This is a genomic window from Desulfotignum phosphitoxidans DSM 13687 (assembly GCF_000350545.1).
GTDB classification, from domain to species: domain Bacteria; phylum Desulfobacterota; class Desulfobacteria; order Desulfobacterales; family Desulfobacteraceae; genus Desulfotignum; species Desulfotignum phosphitoxidans.
On record NZ_APJX01000001.1, the window covers coordinates 725696 to 742465 of the forward strand.

Consider the following 16770-nt stretch of genomic DNA (forward strand, 5'->3'; position numbering starts at 1 on the left):
TCCTGTGGTTATTGGCTCTGGGCGGTTGCCATAAAATGATGCAGCCGGTCGAGAAACGCCTGTTTTTCATCCAGAGAATCCAGAAAATAGAACCGTCCGATGGCCCGTTCCATTTCCAGAAAATCCAGAACAAACTGATATTTTGCCGATGCCGCGGCATGTTCACTGCTGACCTTGTCATTCTGGGCATCGATGAGGTCTGTGACTGAATTGCGCCCTTCGGCATACCCGGCCTGGACAATGTCAAAACTTATTTGTGCCGCGGCAAGCCGCTTTTCCGACAACGCGATTTCCCGGGCCGACACGGTGGCGGTCTCCATGCTGGACCGGACATCAAGATAAAACCGGTTGCGCAGATTTTTTTCTTCCATGTGCAGGCGGTCGAGCCGATACCGGCTCTGGGCCAGGTCTTTTTTATGGGCACCACCGGTAAAAATCGGCCAGGATGCCGTCAAGGAGATGGACCAGGGATGATCAAGATCCGACGGGGTTTTCTGCCGGGCATCATACTCTCCCAGCACTTTGTCCACTGATCCCTGCAAACTGATATCCGGCAGAAACAATGCCCGTTTTCGGTTCAGCACCTGCCGTTTTTGGGAACGGATATTTGCCTGGATCTGTTTGAGTTCAGGCAGGTTCCGGTCTGCTTCGGCAATCAGGAAATCACTGAACCGCCGGGCCTGTTTGACATTTTCCAGCAACCGGTAAACGTTTGGATCCGTGATCATCAGTTCTATGCCCTTGTCCGGTCCGATGTCCGCCGGGGTGAACTTCCGGGTAATGGGCCGGTCCAGGACCCGGTTCAGGTTCATGCGTGCCAGCTGCAAATCCCGGAATGCATCATTGAACCGGATCTGGTTGGCAGCTTTCTCACTTTCCCACCGGCTGACCTCGGATGCATCCACAGACCCCACTGCCGCCTTGGTTAACGCAATTTCAAGGTTTTTCCGGGTCACATCCAGGTTATCGCTCTGAATGGTGTGGGTACTCATGGCAAACAGCAGGTTTATATAGGCATGGGCTGCCGTCACAACCGTGTCCAGGGTCATCGCCTTTTCCTGGTACTGCTGGGATTCAATCATAATCCTTTGAATGGCACGATTGGCCAGCACATCATCGGAAAAAACAACCTGTTTCACATGGGTTGAGGCAGCCAGGGTGGACCGGGCCGGATGGGTCTGGGCCACATCGACCCGGTTTTCATCGATACGGGTCAGGTCTGCGGACAAACTGACCTGGGGCAGAAGGGCCGCGTCCGCCTTGCCGGATTCCGCCTCCTGAATCAGGGTATCGGTCCGGACCGCCAGAAGATCCAGATTCCGCTCCAGGGCCTCGATAATCACTTCCTTGAGTTGCAGGGTCAAATCCTGGCTGCGTTTATCCATGTTCAAAAGCCGGACATCTTCCAGGGCGGCCCAGGCGGGAAAATAATCGATTTTTTCCAGGGTTTCCACATTGATCACAAAATTGTCCGTATATGTGGTAGCGGATACTGGCAGGGTGCCGGGATCCTGTCCTTCAAGGATTTCCAGCACATTGATGGCAAGCCGCCGGGATAATGCCTCTAAATTATGATCCGGCGCAATGGCGGCCATGGCACCCATGCGGACATGTTTTTCTCCCATCAAAGCGAATGAAGGCAATTTCCGGTCGTTGATCTCTTGGATGACCGGGGCCATCCGATGGTCCTGGTTTTGGGGAAACAGCGGCAGCAGATACACGGCATCCACATCCAGAGGAATTTCCGGAATATTTTTTGTCATGGATCCGGGATCGATTTCAATAATCGAAAGCGTTGACTGCGGTGCCACGGACTGCACGGTTAGTTCCAGATAGCGCCGCACAGAGCGTGACATGGAGGGCTGAAGTACGGGAAGCAGCACACATAAGTGGGTGTAGTCATACAGGGATTTAAAAACCGTCAGATCTTTTTTTACATTAAAGGTGGATTGAAGGTAATTGAAATTTTTGACCCCGCTGGTATTCTCGGCGGTGATAGGAAGGCCCTGGAGGCTGCGGTCCAGAACCCCGGCAGCGATCACGGGTTTTTGAAACTGCATCAGATCGGTGATCATGGCTGATACGGCATATCCCATTCCGATGATGCAGTCAATGGCATCATCTTCCATCAGGGTGGAAAGGATTTTTTCACCCTCTCCCGAAACAAGGGGATCGATTTTTTGGCGCAGAAAATCAACCCCTCCCCGGCCGTCCATCAGCACATTTATCTCATTGATCATCCGGTCTTGAAAATTATTGTTTTCCCCCACCTCGCTGATGACCGCCACCCGGGGTTTGGCCGGCGACACGGCAGGCAGTAAAAAAAGAAATCCGGCCACAGCCGCTGCCACAACATATTTAATGTTCATAACTCACATGTTTCATTTTTTATTCAATGCCTGACTAAAAATTTGCGAAACCCTATCATATTTAACCGTATGCCGACAATAAATTAAATTAAAAACTTGCCCCGGCATTCAACCGGGATCAAATCATTTTTCAAAACCCCGACAACAAATTTTTTTGGTGCATACCTCTTGCCAGACAATTTTAAAAACGATAGGGTTACCGTACAGGTTCAGGCAATCTTCAAAGGAGAAGCCATGACCCGGAAATACTTTCAAAAACACCGCCCAGATCAAATTTCAGCGGCCGGCGATCCGCACTGGATTTTTTTGACCCCGGCCCAGGCCGTGGATGCCGTTGCCCTGGACTTTCAGGCTTACGGCCCCCAACCGGATCTGTTCAGACGTAGCGCTCCCCTGATTCTGGGAAAGCAGTGCCGGATCACGGCCCGAAACGAAAATTGGAGCGGGGTGTCGGTACTGCGGGGAACCACCTTTGATCCGGTAGAGGATCATCACCTGGGATTCTACCTGATTCATGTCCTGGAAACCGATCCCCCGGACCTCAATACCCTGGCCGATATCTGCCGGCAGGTGTTTCAGACACACACCATTGCCGGACCTGACCGCACCGGCACCATTTCCGGCATCTGGACCCATGCACAGATGGACCGGTTCATCTGCCGCCAGTGCGGAGAATGCTGCCGCACCCTGGATTATGAAACCGGGTGCGAGGAATCCGATGTCCGGCGCTGGCGGGAAAGCGGACGAACCGACATCCTGACCTGGGTCCAAACCCGAAACATTTCGGCAGGCGATTCAGGCCCGACATACCGGATCTGGGTGGATCCGGACACCGGAGAAACCGCCCGGACCTGTCCCTGGCTTGCACCCTGCCCGGATCATGCCGACCGGTTTATGTGCACCATCCACCCCATCAAACCCGAGGTCTGCCGGCAATACCCTTTTACCGCCAAACACGCCGCCATGACCGGATGCTGCGGACGGTTTGCCGCCCCAACCGAACCGCCCGTTTCCAGGAACCCATGACCCGGAGAAACAGTATGCGATATCTGGTCATCCTCTGTCTGTTTGTCTTTCCAGTCACTGCATCCGGATTCGACTGGCAACAGATCCCTAAAGAGAAAAAGGTAGTGTATGCCAATGCCGCCGGCCTGGCCGTGATCACCGGGTGGGGGATTGCCAACTGGGATTATTTTTCAACCGCCCCGTCCGCAAAAAAAGAAGGCTGGTTTGCCGGCAATACCAAAGAGGGGGGTGCGGACAAACTGGGGCATTTTTATACCAGCTATGCCCTGTCCCATTTTCTGGGACACACTTATGAAAACTGGGGATATTCCCCGCGCCAGGGCCTTAAACTGGGGGCTTTGTCCGCTTTTGCCATGATGAACGGAATGGAATTGGGAGATTCTTTTTCAGATTACGGGTTTTCCTATGAGGATTTTACCATGAATGCCTTAGGATGTACGGCTGCCTATTTTATCGGTTCCCGGCCGGAACTGGACAAAAAAATCGATTTCAGAATCGAGTACCGGCCCCGCTTTGATACGGCCGATGTGTTCACCGACTATGAACGCCAGAAATTTCTGGTGGCCCTCAAGCTGGACGGTTTTGAGCAGGTCACCCATCCGCTGTTCAAATACCTGGAACTGCACCTGGGATATTACGCCCGGGGATTTTCATCCCATGGCACCCCGGAGCGGACGCTTTATGCCGGTATCGGTGTGAACCTTTCCCGGATACTAAACGGCTTTTCCCTGAACAGGCTGTCCACCCTGACCCGGTTCATCCAGGTGCCTTATTCCTATATTGAACTGGACAAATCGCTGTAACACATATTCCCTTTGCCGAGTGAAAAAAAAACGGTATACTCTTTTTTATAATTCCCATATTGACCAAGGAGGCTGTCATGAGAATCATACCCAAAAAAATCATGTGCGCGGTTGATTTCAGTGAATTCACCAATCTGACCCTGTCCTATGGGCAGGCATTGGCCAAAGAATTTGAGGCACATCTCACTCTGTGTCATGTGGTGTCTGACATGGTGCTGATGTCCTCTGCCGGACAGGCCTATATCGCGTCTGAAAAAATAGAGGCGGAACGGCGGCAGGATGCGGCATCCCGGCTGGAAGACATTGGCAAAACCCTGGACATGGACTGTGACACCATGGTCACCACGGGGCATCCGGCAGATGAACTGACCCGGATCGCCGAAGAGACCGGCGTGGACATGGTGGTGGCTGCCACCCACGGCGGATCGGGCGTGAAACGGTTTCTGGTGGGATCGGTCACGGACCGGCTGGTGAAAACCCTGTCCTGCCCCGTGCTGGTACTCCACGGCAAGGCAGAGCCGGGCGTCCTGCCCGGGGATCGGAAAAAACTGTTGAACCGGATTCTGGTGGGATGCGATTTTTCCCCGGATTCCAGTCTGGCGTTTCAGTACGGCCTGAGCCTGGCCCAGGAGTTTGAAACCCAGCTGTTTTTGGCCCATGTGGTCCGGCCCACGGAACATGTGGAATTTTCCAGTGCCGACTATATCAAGGTTCAGGAAGGGGATTATCTGGGCTGGAACCGGTCCGATTACTTAGGGCTCACCCGGCAGGCCAATGATCCGGATGCACAGCGACATGATGCGCTGCGGGAAAGACTGGAACGGCAGCTGGCCCGGATGGTGCCTGAAGAAAGTCGTCACTGGTGCACACCTGTGACAGCTGTACTGGAAGGAGAACCGTACCAGGAACTGCTGACATTTGCCGAAAAAAACCAGGTGGACTTAATCGTTTTAGGGGTCAGGGGCCACAGCCTGCTGGAAAAATTCCTGGTGGGATCCACCACGGAGCGGGTGATCAGCCGGTCAGGCTGCCCGGTTCTGGCGGTCCGGCAGACCGATACCGACACCTGAATAAAAAAAACATGTTATTTTGACGACAGGCATGATATATCTGTATTGAAAACATAACAACAAATGAACATATATGTATATCTAAAGGAGTTATATCATGCCTAGTTTTACCCCCAACGGACTTCCCCTTCTCATCGGCAGCCTGCCGCTGGACGATCATGCCAACGCCCTGGATCTGGTGTTTGCCCACACCCCGGAGGTGCCTCTGTGGGTCCAGCTGCCCAAATTCAAGGAAGAAGGAATGGTCCGTCAATTCATGTACGGGCTTCCGGGCGTAGCGGAAAAAGAGGATACCTGGTTTATCGACACAAAGACCCCGCAGTTTGACGAAGAATTTATCCAGTTTTTTGAAGACTATCTCATTTTGTCAGAACCGGACGCGGATTTTCAGGCATCCCGATTCGCTTTTACCCCTCTGACCGGCAAAGGATTTTTCCATTTCCTGGAACGGGTGGACAAAGATCCCGGCCGGTTTGAAGCGCTCAAAGGCCAGGTTACCGGCCCTGTCACCTTTTGTACGGCGGTCAAAGATGAAGCGGAGCGGGATATTTTCTACAATGACCAGCTGCGGGATGCGGCCGTGAAACGCCTGGCCATGAATGCCAGATGGCAGGCAAAAGAGTTTGCCAGACGAGGCGCCACCCCCATTGTTTTTCTGGATGAGCCGGCTCTGGCCGGGTTCGGCACCTCTGCCTACATCACCATCACCCGGGCCGATGTCCAGGGCTGCATCGATGAGATCGCCCAGGAGATCCATGCGGAAAACGGCCTGACCGGGGTTCATGTGTGCGCCAACACGGAATGGGACCTGCTGCTGGACAGTACCATCGACATCATCTCTTTTGATGCGTTTTCCTATTTTGACAATTTTATTTTATATCCCCAGGCCATCAAAAAGTTTCTGGGCAAAGGCGGCATCCTGGCATGGGGCATTGTGCCCACAGGAGATGCCGATCTGATCGCTCAACAGACCAGTGACGGATTGACTGAAAAACTGGCCGGCCAGATCCGGCAGGTCGCTGCCCTTGGAATCCCCGAAGAGAAGATCATCGCCCAGTCTTTTGTGACCCCCAGCTGCGGCACCGGCTCTTTGGACCCGGCATCGGCCACAAGGGTGCTGGAACTGACCAAAGCCGTGTCTGAAAAAATCCGGGCCCGGCAAAACGCATAGCGCTCATCCCCGGGTATCAGGTATTTTTCCATACCTGATACCCGGCACCTGACTCTCGAAGCTCACCCCTTATTTTCCCGGGCCGCCTCTGCGTTGAAATCTCCGGCTTTGCGTTCATAGGTCTCAAAATACTTGGGATAGGCCTGTTTCATGGCGGCCAGGGCCCGGTCCCAGGGCAAATCATCAAAACTGCCGTGATCGGTCACATATTCCATGTGCCGGTTGCCTAAGTTGTCAAAGGGATGAAAAATAGAATCACGGGTCCCGTCAAATTCCAGAGGCTTGACATTGAACGCTTCGCACAGGCTTAAATTAAATGCCGGGGTGGCCTTGACCCATCTGCCTTCCAGATAGATTTCCGCAAACCCGTGCCACACGAACAGATCCGTTTGCATCAACGCCTTGAGCCGCTCCGTGTTCAAATGGTTTTTCACATCGGCAAACCCCAGCCGGGCCGGAATCTTCTGACTTCGAAGACAGGCGGCCAGCAGCACGGCCTTGGCCACGCAATACCCTTCTTTTTTCGCCAGAACAGCACTGGCTTTGATGCTGTCTTTCACCGGTTCAATGCTGTAAGGGTTGTACCGGATCAAATCCCGCACCGCATAATACAGGCTGACGGCCCTTTCTTTGTCGGTGGTACCGGTTCCGGCATGTTTTTTTGAAAACGCAATGATATCCGGATGATCCTTGTCGATAAAATAGGTGGCGGACAGACTGGCGGACATGGGCACTCCTTTCCCGGGGGATTGATATCTTTTGAACACCCTTTTGTGTATACCCCAGGAAACCGGAAAAAATCAATGTCCGTTTTTTGCTTCGGCTGATCCGCCGTGTGGGGGAGGCACCTGCGGTTATGGTTAAATAATATGCTTGATTTTTACATTCAGTCTGTTAACTATCTATATTGATCCGTGCTACCGGGATCGGCATTATGGGATTAAACATTAGCGTCAGGGCGGTTTTTGAGACAATGACTATTACCAGGGCTTTGTGTTGCTGTGTTGCCGCGGCAATGATTTTTATCCTGCCGAAGGCTCATGCGGCAGAAAACGTTTCTTTAGATACCTCAGCAAGGGTGCCGGTCACGCTGATGCTGCAATGGACGCACCAGGCCCAGTTTGCCGGGTATTACATGGCACTGGAAAAAGGCATCTATGCGGACCATGGCCTGGATGTGACCATCCTGCGCGGCGGCCCGGACCGGGATCAGGGCGAGTACCTGCGTGACGGCCGCGCGGATTTTGCCACCCGCTGGCTGGCTTCGGCCTTGACGGATGCGGCAAACGGGATTGCGGTCCGCAATATCGCCCAGATTGTCAATCGTTCAAACATGGTTCTGATCGTCTGGAAAGACAGTGGAATTACCAACGTTCATGATCTGGACGGACGTCGTGTGGGGGTGTGGAAGGGACAGTTCCGTCCGCCGTTTATGGCTTTTTTCCAGGCCCATGACATCCAGCCGCAGATCATCCAGCAGAATTATTCCATCAATTTGTTTTTACAGCGTGGCGTGGATGCATGCACGGCCATGTACTACAACGAATATCACATGATGTTTCAGGCCGGCATCGACATGGAGGAATTGATGGTTTTTTCCCTGGCATCCATTGATACGCCTTTTCCGGAAGATGGCATCTATTGTTTGCAAAAAACCCTTGAAAGCCGTCCGGCCGCCTGCCGGGCCATGGCCGCAGCCTCGCTTGAAGGCTGGGAATATGCTGCGGCCCATCCGGAAGAAACCCTTGATATTGTGATGCAATACGCCCGGGGAGCCAAAGTGCCCGCCAATCGTCCGCACATGCGCTGGATGCTAACCGTCGTGCTTTCCTCGATCTTTCCCGAGTACGTCGGCGACTGGACGGTTGGCCGCCTCTCCAAAGATGATTATTCCCGGTCCGTTGATCTGTTGATGGCGCATAAAATGATCACGGATGCCCCGTCTTTCGAGGAGTTTGTCCATGTTCCGTAAAATACGCATCGCACCGCGCATGGCTCTGATGATCATTATCGGTGCCGGCGGCATCCTGGGGGCGGTGATCGGTTATAATTATATTTCCGCCCGGGGTCTCCTGCTGGAGGAACTGCAGGAAAAATCCAATCATCTGGCCCGGGCCACGGCCTTCCGCATTGAGGTGACAGGGTATGCCGTGGAAAAGGTGGTGCAATCGGCTGCCTTCATGTTGACGGAAAACAAACATACGGTCGCACAACAGTACGATCTGCTTGAAAAACTGGTGAGAGACAATCCGGAAATATTCGGCGCGGCCATTGCGCCCTGGCCCAAAGGCAAGGCCCCCTATGTATGGTGCGATGTACCCCCGGCCCAAACGCTTTTGCGCGGTGATTTAAATGCGGAAGGGTACCAGTATGATGTGTGGGACTGGTTTGCCCTGCCCCGGGACCTGACTCGCACGATATGGACGGAGCCGTACTTTGATGAAGGCGGGGGCAATGTCCTCATGGTAACCCGTGCGGCGCCGGTATGGGATGCTGAGGATGAATTCGCCGGTGTGATTACAAGTGATGTCTCTTTGGAATGGTTGCAGGAAATGCTGGCACAGTTACCCGTGGGCCGCTCCGGGTATGCGTTTCTCGTGTCCGCCACGGGGGTGATTATTTCTCATCCGGCCGGGGAATTGATCATGAATGAAAGTATTTTCAGTCTGGCCGAGGCGCGGGGCTCCAAAAATCTGCGCAAAATCGGTCAACGGATGATCCAAGGTGAAACAGGGTTTGTGTTCTTTGACGGATTAACGGATACAAGACCGGCCTGGCTGGCTTTTTCCCCTGTGCCCAGCACGGGATGGTCCGTGGGGCTGGTGTTTCCTGAAAAAGAATTGCTGGGGGTGGTATTTGATTTCAGCCGCAATACCCTGTTTTTCGGCGCAGCCGGGTTTGTTCTGCTGCTGGTGATGTCGTTACTGATTGCCCGCTCCATATCCCGCCCATTGCAACAGCTGGAAGCCGGCGCCCGCACCCTGGCCACGGGGAATCTTGACGTCTCTTTACCGGTTGTCACCGGTAAAGATGAGGTGGCGGGGCTGGCCAATGCGTTTGAATCCATGCGCAATGATCTCAAACGCTACATGATCGATCTGGCACAAACAACCGCAGCCAAGGAGCGGATTGAAAGTGAAATACAGATTGCCAGAGATATCCAGATGAGCCTGGTTCCGCACACTTTCCCGCCGTTTCCCAACCGGAACGACATGGAGATTTACGCGATTCTCGAACCGGCCCGGGAGATCGGCGGTGATTTTTACGATTTTTACATGATCGATGAAGATGAACTCTGTCTGGTTGTGGGAGATGTTTCCGGCAAAGGCGTGCCGGCCGCTCTGTTCATGGCTGTCACCCGCACGTTCCTGCGCTCGATCTGGCAGGAGGAACACAGTCCTGCAGCCACCATGACGCGGCTGAACCGGGAGCTGGTCCGGGACAATGACTCCTGCATGTTCGTGACCCTGTTTTGCGCCCGGATCAACCTGACCACGGGACATTGTGTCTACGCCAACGGCGGGCACAACCCGCCTTTTCTGCTGCATGCCGGCAAACCGGCCATGGCACCGCCGACCGTCAAAGGGGTGGTGGTGGGCGGCATGCCGGATTTCACTTTTGATGAGGGCGAGTTGTTATTTGCGCCGGGGGACGCGATATTCATCTATACGGACGGGGTGACCGAAGCCATGAATCCGGAAAACGCATTGTCCGGCGATGCCTGGACACTGGAACAGATTGAAAAATACCGGGACCTTGATTGTAACGGCATGGTGGAAGCCATGCGCAGGGCTCTGGCAGATTACACCCGTGGCGCCGAACAGTCCGATGATATCACCATGCTGGCATTTCGAAGGGGGTAATCAATCAGGTGGACAGCAGCACCTCATCATTTTCAAACGCTTTTTTCCGGGTGTCTGCAAACATCTGAATCAGACCCTCCCGGGTGAGGTCCTGCTTTTCCGCACCCTTGACATCCACGATAATCTCGCCGGCATCCATCATGATCAGGCGGTTGCCAAATGCAATGGCATGGTTCATGTTATGGGTGACCATGAGCGTGGTCAAAGACCGTTCCCGGATGACCCGCTGGGTCTGTTCCATGACCATGGCGGCATTGCTGGGGTCCAGGGCTGCGGTGTGTTCATCCAGAAGCAGGATATCCGGGCCGGACAAAACCGTCATCAACAGCGTCAGCGCCTGGCGCTGGCCACCTGACAACGAGGAGACATTCACCTTCATGCGGGTCTCCAGCCCCATGTCCAGGGTTTTGACCTGGTCTGCGAATTTTTGGCGCATGGCCCGGTTCAGGCTGATTTTGGGCCACCGGAATCCTTTTTTTGCCGTGATCGTCATATTGTCTTCAATGGTCATGTTGGAGGCCGTGCCGGCCAGAGGATCCTGAAAAATCCGGCCGATGTGCATGGCCCGGCGGTATTCCGGCTCAAATGTCACTTTCCGGCCCTTGATCCGGATCTCGCCGGCACTGGGAAACACAGCCCCGGAGATCAGGTTGAACAGCGTGGTTTTACCGGCCCCGTTGCTGCCGATAATGGTGATGAAATCCCCGGATTCCACGGCCAGAGACAGGTTCCGGATCACGGTTTTCTCTCCCGGGGTGCCGGGATTAAAGGTCTTGGTAATCGCATCCAGTTGAATCATGCATTCCCCTTTGCCCGGAGACGTTTATAATTGGAAATCGCCAGGGAAATGATGATCAGCAACCCCGTGATCAGCTTCAGGTCGTTGGGGGTCATATTGATGTAATAGCCGTAATAGCGGCCCAGGTACATAATGGCCTTGAACAGGATCGCCCCCAGCACTACCCGGAGGGTCAACGCCCAGATCCGGTTGGATTTGATGAGAAACTCTCCGAGCATGACCGAGGCCAGGCCCGACACCACAATGCCCTGGCCCAGGTTGACGTCGGCAAACCCCTGGTACTGGGCGGCAAACGCGCCGGACAACGCCACCAGCCCATTGGAAAGCCCCACGCCGATGAGCTTGAGCGTGGCCGGATTCACGCCCTGGACCCGGACCATCTGTTCGTTGTTGCCCAGGGCCCCGAACACCAGGCCTAAGTCCGTGAGAAAAAACAGATCCAGGGCCAGTTTCAACCCCAGCACCACCAGGATGAAAAAGATCAGCGAAGCGATCTCCGGTGAAAAAATTCCCTCACACGCGCTCTGGACCCGGGTAAGGATGGTGTCCACCCGGAGCAGGGGCAGGTTGGCCCGGTTGGACAAAATGCGGATGTTCACGGAATAAAGCATGGTCATGGTGAGAATGCCTGCCAGCAGATGGGGCACCTTGAGCTTGTTATGAATGGCTGCCGTGACAAACCCGGCACTGACCCCGCCGCAAAACGCCAGAACCAGCCCGGACAAGGGATTCACCCCGGCATGAAGACTGGTGGCCATGATCACGGCTCCCATGGGAAACGATCCGTCCACGGTCAGGTCGGGAAAATCCAGAATCCGGAAAGTAAAAAACACCCCCAGGGCCATGATGGCGTAAATCAGGCCTTCGACAAAAATACCTTCAATCATTCAGATCGCCTGCTAGCGGACGGTGAGCTGACCGTTTTCGATCACTTTGTTGGCTGTATCCAGAATCTCTTTGGGGATGGTCAGTCCCAGTTTCTGTGCCACATCCAGATTGATCAGCAGGTCCACGTCCCCGGGTTCCGTCATGTATACCGTGGGAATGTCCACCGGATCAGCCCCCTCCAGGATATCTGCGGCCAGCCGGCCCGTGACCCGGCCCATCTTGTAATAGTCAAATCCCCAGGCCGCCAGGACATCGTTGGTCTCAGCGGAACTGGGATCTGCAGACATGATTGGGATGTTGTGGCGCATGGCCACCTGGGTCACAGCAGACAGGGCGGAAAAAATGGTGTTGTCGTTGCTCAGATAGATGCCGTCCACCCGGGATGCAATGGTCTGAACCGCCTGTTTGACCTCTGCGGAATTGGTCACCGTGGTTTCCACAAATTCAATGTCCAGATCCTTGCACACCTGCCTGGCAATCTCAGCCAAAGCCACGGCATTGGCCTCGCTGGAGGAGTACACATGGCCCAGTTTTTTCAACGGCTTGATCTGGTTGAGCAGCAGGATCTGTTCCTTCACCGGGGTCATGTCCGAAGTGCCGGTCACGCCTTTTTCCCCTTTTTCAACCGATGCCACCAGCCCGGCCCCTTCCGGATCGGTCACGGCACAAAAAAGCACGGGCCGGTCCTTGATGGTGTTCACCAGGGCCTGGGCCGTAGGCGTAGCAATGCCCACGGCAAGGTCCACATTTTCCGCTTTGAATTTCTGGGCAATGGATGCGGCCGTGGACATCTCACCGTTGGCATTCTGGAGATCAAACCGGGCCTGGGGAAACCGTTCTTTCACCCCGTCCTGGACCCCCTGCTCCAGAGCGTCCAGAGCCGGATGGGCCACAATCTTGGAAATCCCGATCAACACATCCTCTTTGGCCTGGGCCTGGGAAAACGCAACCAGCCCCATGACAAGGCCTGCAACGATCACACTTATCAATTTTTTCATGGCATTCGTCCCTTTTTAAAAAATAATTACACAGACCGGCGTTTTTCCGGTCATCCGACGCTCAAAATTTTTATCACAGATACTGGGTGCCTATTTTATACAGGCGCCTCAAAAAAGCAAGGCACAAATCCCCATTCACTGAAGCCCACTGCTCTGCATCATAAAGTTGTTTTTTCATTTCCATCCCGGCCACACAAAACCGGAAACATCTGCTTGGTATCAATATTTCAGATTTCTGTAAAGATGTTTGAAAGAATCTGAGGTCTTACGCGGATCATGTATCAAGAACATAATTTATATGATATAATAACAGGATAACTTTCACAGTGAGAAATCCTTAATGCCAGGAGATATTTTTGTGTACACTGATTCTGAAGATCGTCAGGTGGCAGCCACGTTAAAACCCGCAGGTGGGGTGGGTGATCTTGTTTTTTTAATCGCAAAAGATGTTACCTCTTTTGGAACCTTTATGGATTGGGGGCTGGAAAAGGATTTGCTGGTACCCAGAAATGAGCAGCAGGACAGGATGGAACCCGGAAAAAAATATTTAGTCAAAATCTGCCGGGATGACAGAACAAACAAGGTGTACGGTACAACGCGGATTTCCGCCCATTGTGATAAAAACACCCATGATCTGAAAGTCGGGCAGCTGGTTGACTTGATTGTTCACTCCATCACTCCCATCGGAATCATGGCCGTTGTTGATAATCGATACTATGGGATGCTGTATTTAAATGAAACCTTTCAAAAATTATTTATCGGGGATACGTGCAAAGGGTATATCATGCGGATCCGTGAGGATGGGAAAATTGATCTGAGCCTGAAAAAACCCGGGTATTCATCGGTTCCCAAATCAGCGGAAGTCATTTTATACCGGTTGAATAAATCCGGGGGATTTACCCCCTGCCACGATAAAAGCGCCCCTGAAGAGATCCGCAAAAGGTTTTCCATGAGCAAGAAAGAATTCAAAAGAGCTGTGGGCAGTCTGTATAAAAAAAGGTTGATCGAATTAAAAGACAACGGGATCGGCCTGATACAATGAATCAATATGATACCAATCCCAAACCCTTTATGGTGGTTTTTCGGAATCTGCAAATTGCGCGGAAAAAAAGCGCCTGATTCATTTATATCTACACCCCGGTCGGAGGCGCCATGAATTCAGGCCCTACAGGCTGTTTCACTGTTTGTGCAAGAATGGTTTCAACCGCTGAAAGCGTTGCAAGATCCATAGACCATCCGAAAATATCATCAAGAGGCTCAAGATGAGAGGGTTTGCGTCCGCCCCATATGGCGACAGGAATCCCTTTTTCAAAAATCCATCTTAAGCTGAATGCCAGAAGGGATTTGTTGAATCTTTTACCTGCCAGATCTTCAAGTTTTTGAACGGCTTCAAGATAACCGCTGAAACGGGGCTCCTTGAATTTCGGATCGGCATTGCGAAGATCGTCGCCTTTAAAGTGGGTGTCCTTTGATATTTTTCCTGACAAGAGACCTCGGCATATCGCGCCATAGGTCATGAGCGTAATATCTTTCTGCTGGCAGTAAGGCTTTATATCTTTTTCTATATCACGCTCAAAAATATTAAATGGCGGCTGACACAAATGAAGCGGGCATTCTTTTTGGAAAGCTTCCATCTGATCCTGGGTAAAATTGCTGACACCGACCGCCTTTATAACAGACTGATCATATAGTTCACGCATCGCTTTTGCTGTCTCTGATATAGGACGGGAAGAATCAGGCCAGTGCACATAATATATATCAATGGTATCTGTTTTAAGTCTTTTAAGTGAATCTTCAACTTCCTTCATTATACGGTCTCTTGAGCCGTTTCGTTTTATTTTGTCGTTTTCTGTCCAGTCAAGTGTCGCTTTTGTGGAAAGGCATATTTTGTCACGGTTTCCGAACGCAGCAACCGCTTTTCCCACAATTTCTTCCGATTTGCCGAATCCGTAAACCGGCGCTGTATCAATAATATTTACACCTTTGTCAAAAGCAGCATGGATGGTTTCAATGGACTCATTTTCATCTGTTCCACCCCACATCCATCCGCCGATTGCCCATGTCCCAAGCGCGATACGTGAAACTTCAAGATCTGTTCCCGGAATTTTATAATATTCCATTTTTAAATCTCCTTTTTTCTTTTGAGAAAGATATCTTTCCAATTCCTGCGAAAGTTATTTTATTGTGGGCGCATAAGATTGTAAATGCATGAATACCTGTATTTTAATACAAAATGCGCCCCATGACGGAAATTGAATCCGTGGGTCGCCGGGTCGGATGCGTCGCCCATGACTTCAACAACATGCGGAGGGTGATTCCAAATTATCTGATAAAATTGGTCGTGGTTTTGGCAACTGTTTCCGGCGGCGGAAATTCCTTTTCCGCGTATCTGATCACTTTCATGATCCATGCCATGTTTTTGCCTAAAACCTGCATGATCTGTTTACCCTCGGCATCCTGCTCCATTTCTCCAGGGGTAAGGCCATGGGCCACATTCCAATAGTTTGAAGAAGGCATAATCATTTCAGAGTAGTTGATATAATGATTCAGCGTCTCAACCGTGGAGATTCCTCCGGATCGCCTGACGGCAGCAACACCGGCACCGACTTTATGCCGGAACAGGCGGTATTCCCTTTTTTTCTGGCACTGCCGTTAAATCCAACAACTTTCAAATTTGGCCTCCATTTGTTTTAGTTTTTTTATGATGAGAAAATGCAGACTCTGTCCCCCTTTTTCCTGATATTTAATCTTGCGGTGACATAAAGAATTTCCTTAATTATGAGATTGCCAGAGATGGCAGGATAAGCCGTCTGTTTTCAAGAATAATTTTTCCTGTTTCCTTGAGTGCTTTCATGGCCCGGGTAACCGTCACCCTGTGTGTGCCGATCAAAAAGCTGAGATCCTCGTGAGTCAGTGGAAATTGAATCATCACTCCCTGGGGCCTTTGTTCTCCATGCTCTTTGGCAACATTGCAAAGGACCTTGTAAAGACGATCCTCGATATTTGTCACGGCCAGATTACCCACCCGGGTGGTAAGCCAGGAAATCCTTTCACTGAGGGTTTTGATCACCTGGAGGCCGACCGTGGGATTGTTGAGCACCAGTTCTTCAAACTGGCTCCGGGTGAACCCGCATGTCAATGTATCTTCCATGCAGACCGCACTGACCGGATACTCGCCCTCTTCAGAGAACATATTTTCGCCAACAAAATCACCGGCTTTTCTCAGGTCCAGCATGAGCTCGGTTCCATCTTCCAGCACCTTGGTCAATTTAATGCGGCCCCCCTTTATGAGGAACACCTCGTTGGCGGTATCTCCCTGCATGAATACGGTATCCCCTTTTTTCATTTTTTTCCGCAATGCTTCTTTTGCAAGAGCCTGAACATCGTCAGGGGCAAGGCCCTGAAATATCCAAAGATTGCCGATACAAGTCGGAGACAGCTCTATGTCATTTCCTGCGATTTGTTTGCATAAACAAGTCATGGGGATCCTTTCATACGGGACATGATTCTTTTATGTGAGTGCAGACTCAAAAAATGATGGAAAATATTGCAAAAATGGTCCAGAAAAGTGAGGGAAAAAGAAAGGAGCCCCCTCACGTTTCTTGGCTGATGCGTTGATAGAGGGCTCCTGCCACATTAACCAATGGCGGGACCATGATATCACTATATGTGCTTACTCAACAATCATTATTTTCTCTTCTTCATCAAATTGACTTGGATCTGGCGAGGCAAACCAAAGAACGCCGCTGCCCTATTGTGGGGGACCGTTGCACTATGCCAACT

Annotated in this window: 15 protein-coding genes; 7 read left to right on the plus strand and 8 right to left on the minus strand. The window is 52.0% G+C overall.

The annotated features are described in order from the left end of the window. Nucleotides 1–8: 8 nt before the first annotated feature. Nucleotides 9–2369, minus strand: coding sequence for a TolC family protein (locus DPO_RS03420; RefSeq protein ID WP_006964292.1), 2361 nt, complete (start codon nt 2367–2369; stop codon nt 9–11). A 234-nt stretch (nt 2370–2603) separates the two neighbouring features. Here DPO_RS03420 and DPO_RS23650 point away from each other — a divergent pair, with 234 nt between their 5' ends. The 4 genes from DPO_RS23650 to DPO_RS03440 all read left to right on the plus strand — a co-directional run bounded on the left by DPO_RS23650 (nt 2604) and on the right by DPO_RS03440 (nt 6439). Continuing rightward, nucleotides 2604–3395: a YkgJ family cysteine cluster protein gene (locus tag DPO_RS23650; RefSeq protein ID WP_006964293.1), complete on the plus strand. Its 792-nt coding sequence runs from the start codon at nt 2604–2606 to the stop codon at nt 3393–3395. A 14-nt stretch (nt 3396–3409) separates the two neighbouring features. Further along, a complete protein-coding gene (locus DPO_RS03430; protein WP_006964294.1) occupies nt 3410–4198 on the plus strand; it encodes a DUF2279 domain-containing protein in 789 nt (262 codons plus the stop codon). Nucleotides 4199–4275: 77 nt separating this feature from the next. Continuing rightward, nucleotides 4276–5268, plus strand: coding sequence for a universal stress protein (locus tag DPO_RS03435; RefSeq protein WP_006964295.1), 993 nt, complete (start codon nt 4276–4278; stop codon nt 5266–5268). 97 nt (nt 5269–5365) lie between these two features. Then, nucleotides 5366–6439 (plus strand): uroporphyrinogen decarboxylase/cobalamine-independent methonine synthase family protein, encoded by a 1074-nt coding sequence (locus DPO_RS03440; protein ID WP_006964296.1) that lies wholly within the window; start codon nt 5366–5368, stop codon nt 6437–6439. A gap of 62 nt (nt 6440–6501) precedes the next feature. Here DPO_RS03440 and DPO_RS03445 read toward each other — a convergent pair whose 3' ends face one another. Further along, nucleotides 6502–7167, minus strand: coding sequence for a transglutaminase-like domain-containing protein (locus tag DPO_RS03445; protein WP_006964297.1), 666 nt, complete (start codon nt 7165–7167; stop codon nt 6502–6504). Nucleotides 7168–7532: 365 nt separating this feature from the next. Here DPO_RS03445 and DPO_RS03450 point away from each other — a divergent pair, with 365 nt between their 5' ends. Then, complete coding sequence (locus tag DPO_RS03450) at nt 7533–8411, plus strand: ABC transporter substrate-binding protein (protein WP_160166883.1); 879 nt, start codon at nt 7533–7535, stop codon at nt 8409–8411. Then, the gene (locus tag DPO_RS03455) at nt 8401–10302 is read left to right on the plus strand and encodes a SpoIIE family protein phosphatase (protein ID WP_006964299.1); all 1902 of its coding nucleotides are present in this window, start codon (nt 8401–8403) and stop codon (nt 10300–10302) included. The genes DPO_RS03450 and DPO_RS03455 overlap by 11 nt, the downstream gene beginning before the upstream one ends. Nucleotides 10303–10306: 4 nt before the next feature. Here DPO_RS03455 and DPO_RS03460 read toward each other — a convergent pair whose 3' ends face one another. Genes DPO_RS03460 through DPO_RS03470 form a run of 3 tightly spaced genes read right to left on the minus strand, consistent with a single transcriptional unit; the run spans nt 10307 to nt 12987 of the window. Beyond that, a complete protein-coding gene (locus tag DPO_RS03460) occupies nt 10307–11101 on the minus strand; it encodes an ABC transporter ATP-binding protein (protein ID WP_006964300.1) in 795 nt (264 codons plus the stop codon). Beyond that, nucleotides 11098–11988, minus strand: a complete 891-nt coding sequence (locus tag DPO_RS03465; RefSeq protein WP_006964301.1) for an ABC transporter permease — start codon at nt 11986–11988, stop codon at nt 11098–11100. The genes DPO_RS03460 and DPO_RS03465 overlap by 4 nt, the downstream gene beginning before the upstream one ends. 12 nt (nt 11989–12000) lie before the next feature. Further along, the gene (locus DPO_RS03470; RefSeq protein WP_006964302.1) at nt 12001–12987 is read right to left on the minus strand and encodes an ABC transporter substrate-binding protein; all 987 of its coding nucleotides are present in this window, start codon (nt 12985–12987) and stop codon (nt 12001–12003) included. Nucleotides 12988–13345: 358 nt separating this feature from the next. Here DPO_RS03470 and DPO_RS03475 point away from each other — a divergent pair, with 358 nt between their 5' ends. Then, complete coding sequence (locus DPO_RS03475) at nt 13346–14029, plus strand: CvfB family protein (RefSeq protein ID WP_006964303.1); 684 nt, start codon at nt 13346–13348, stop codon at nt 14027–14029. Between the two features lie 88 nt (nt 14030–14117). Here DPO_RS03475 and DPO_RS03480 read toward each other — a convergent pair whose 3' ends face one another. From DPO_RS03480 to DPO_RS03490, 3 genes are all read right to left on the minus strand, one after another. Further along, on the minus strand, nt 14118–15107 hold the full coding sequence (locus tag DPO_RS03480) for an aldo/keto reductase (RefSeq protein ID WP_006964304.1): 990 nt from the start codon (nt 15105–15107) through the stop codon (nt 14118–14120). 202 nt (nt 15108–15309) lie between these two features. After that, complete coding sequence (locus tag DPO_RS03485; protein WP_236609883.1) at nt 15310–15504, minus strand: hypothetical protein; 195 nt, start codon at nt 15502–15504, stop codon at nt 15310–15312. 259 nt (nt 15505–15763) lie between these two features. After that, nucleotides 15764–16468 (minus strand): Crp/Fnr family transcriptional regulator, encoded by a 705-nt coding sequence (locus DPO_RS03490; RefSeq protein WP_006964306.1) that lies wholly within the window; start codon nt 16466–16468, stop codon nt 15764–15766. Nucleotides 16469–16770 lie beyond the last annotated feature (302 nt).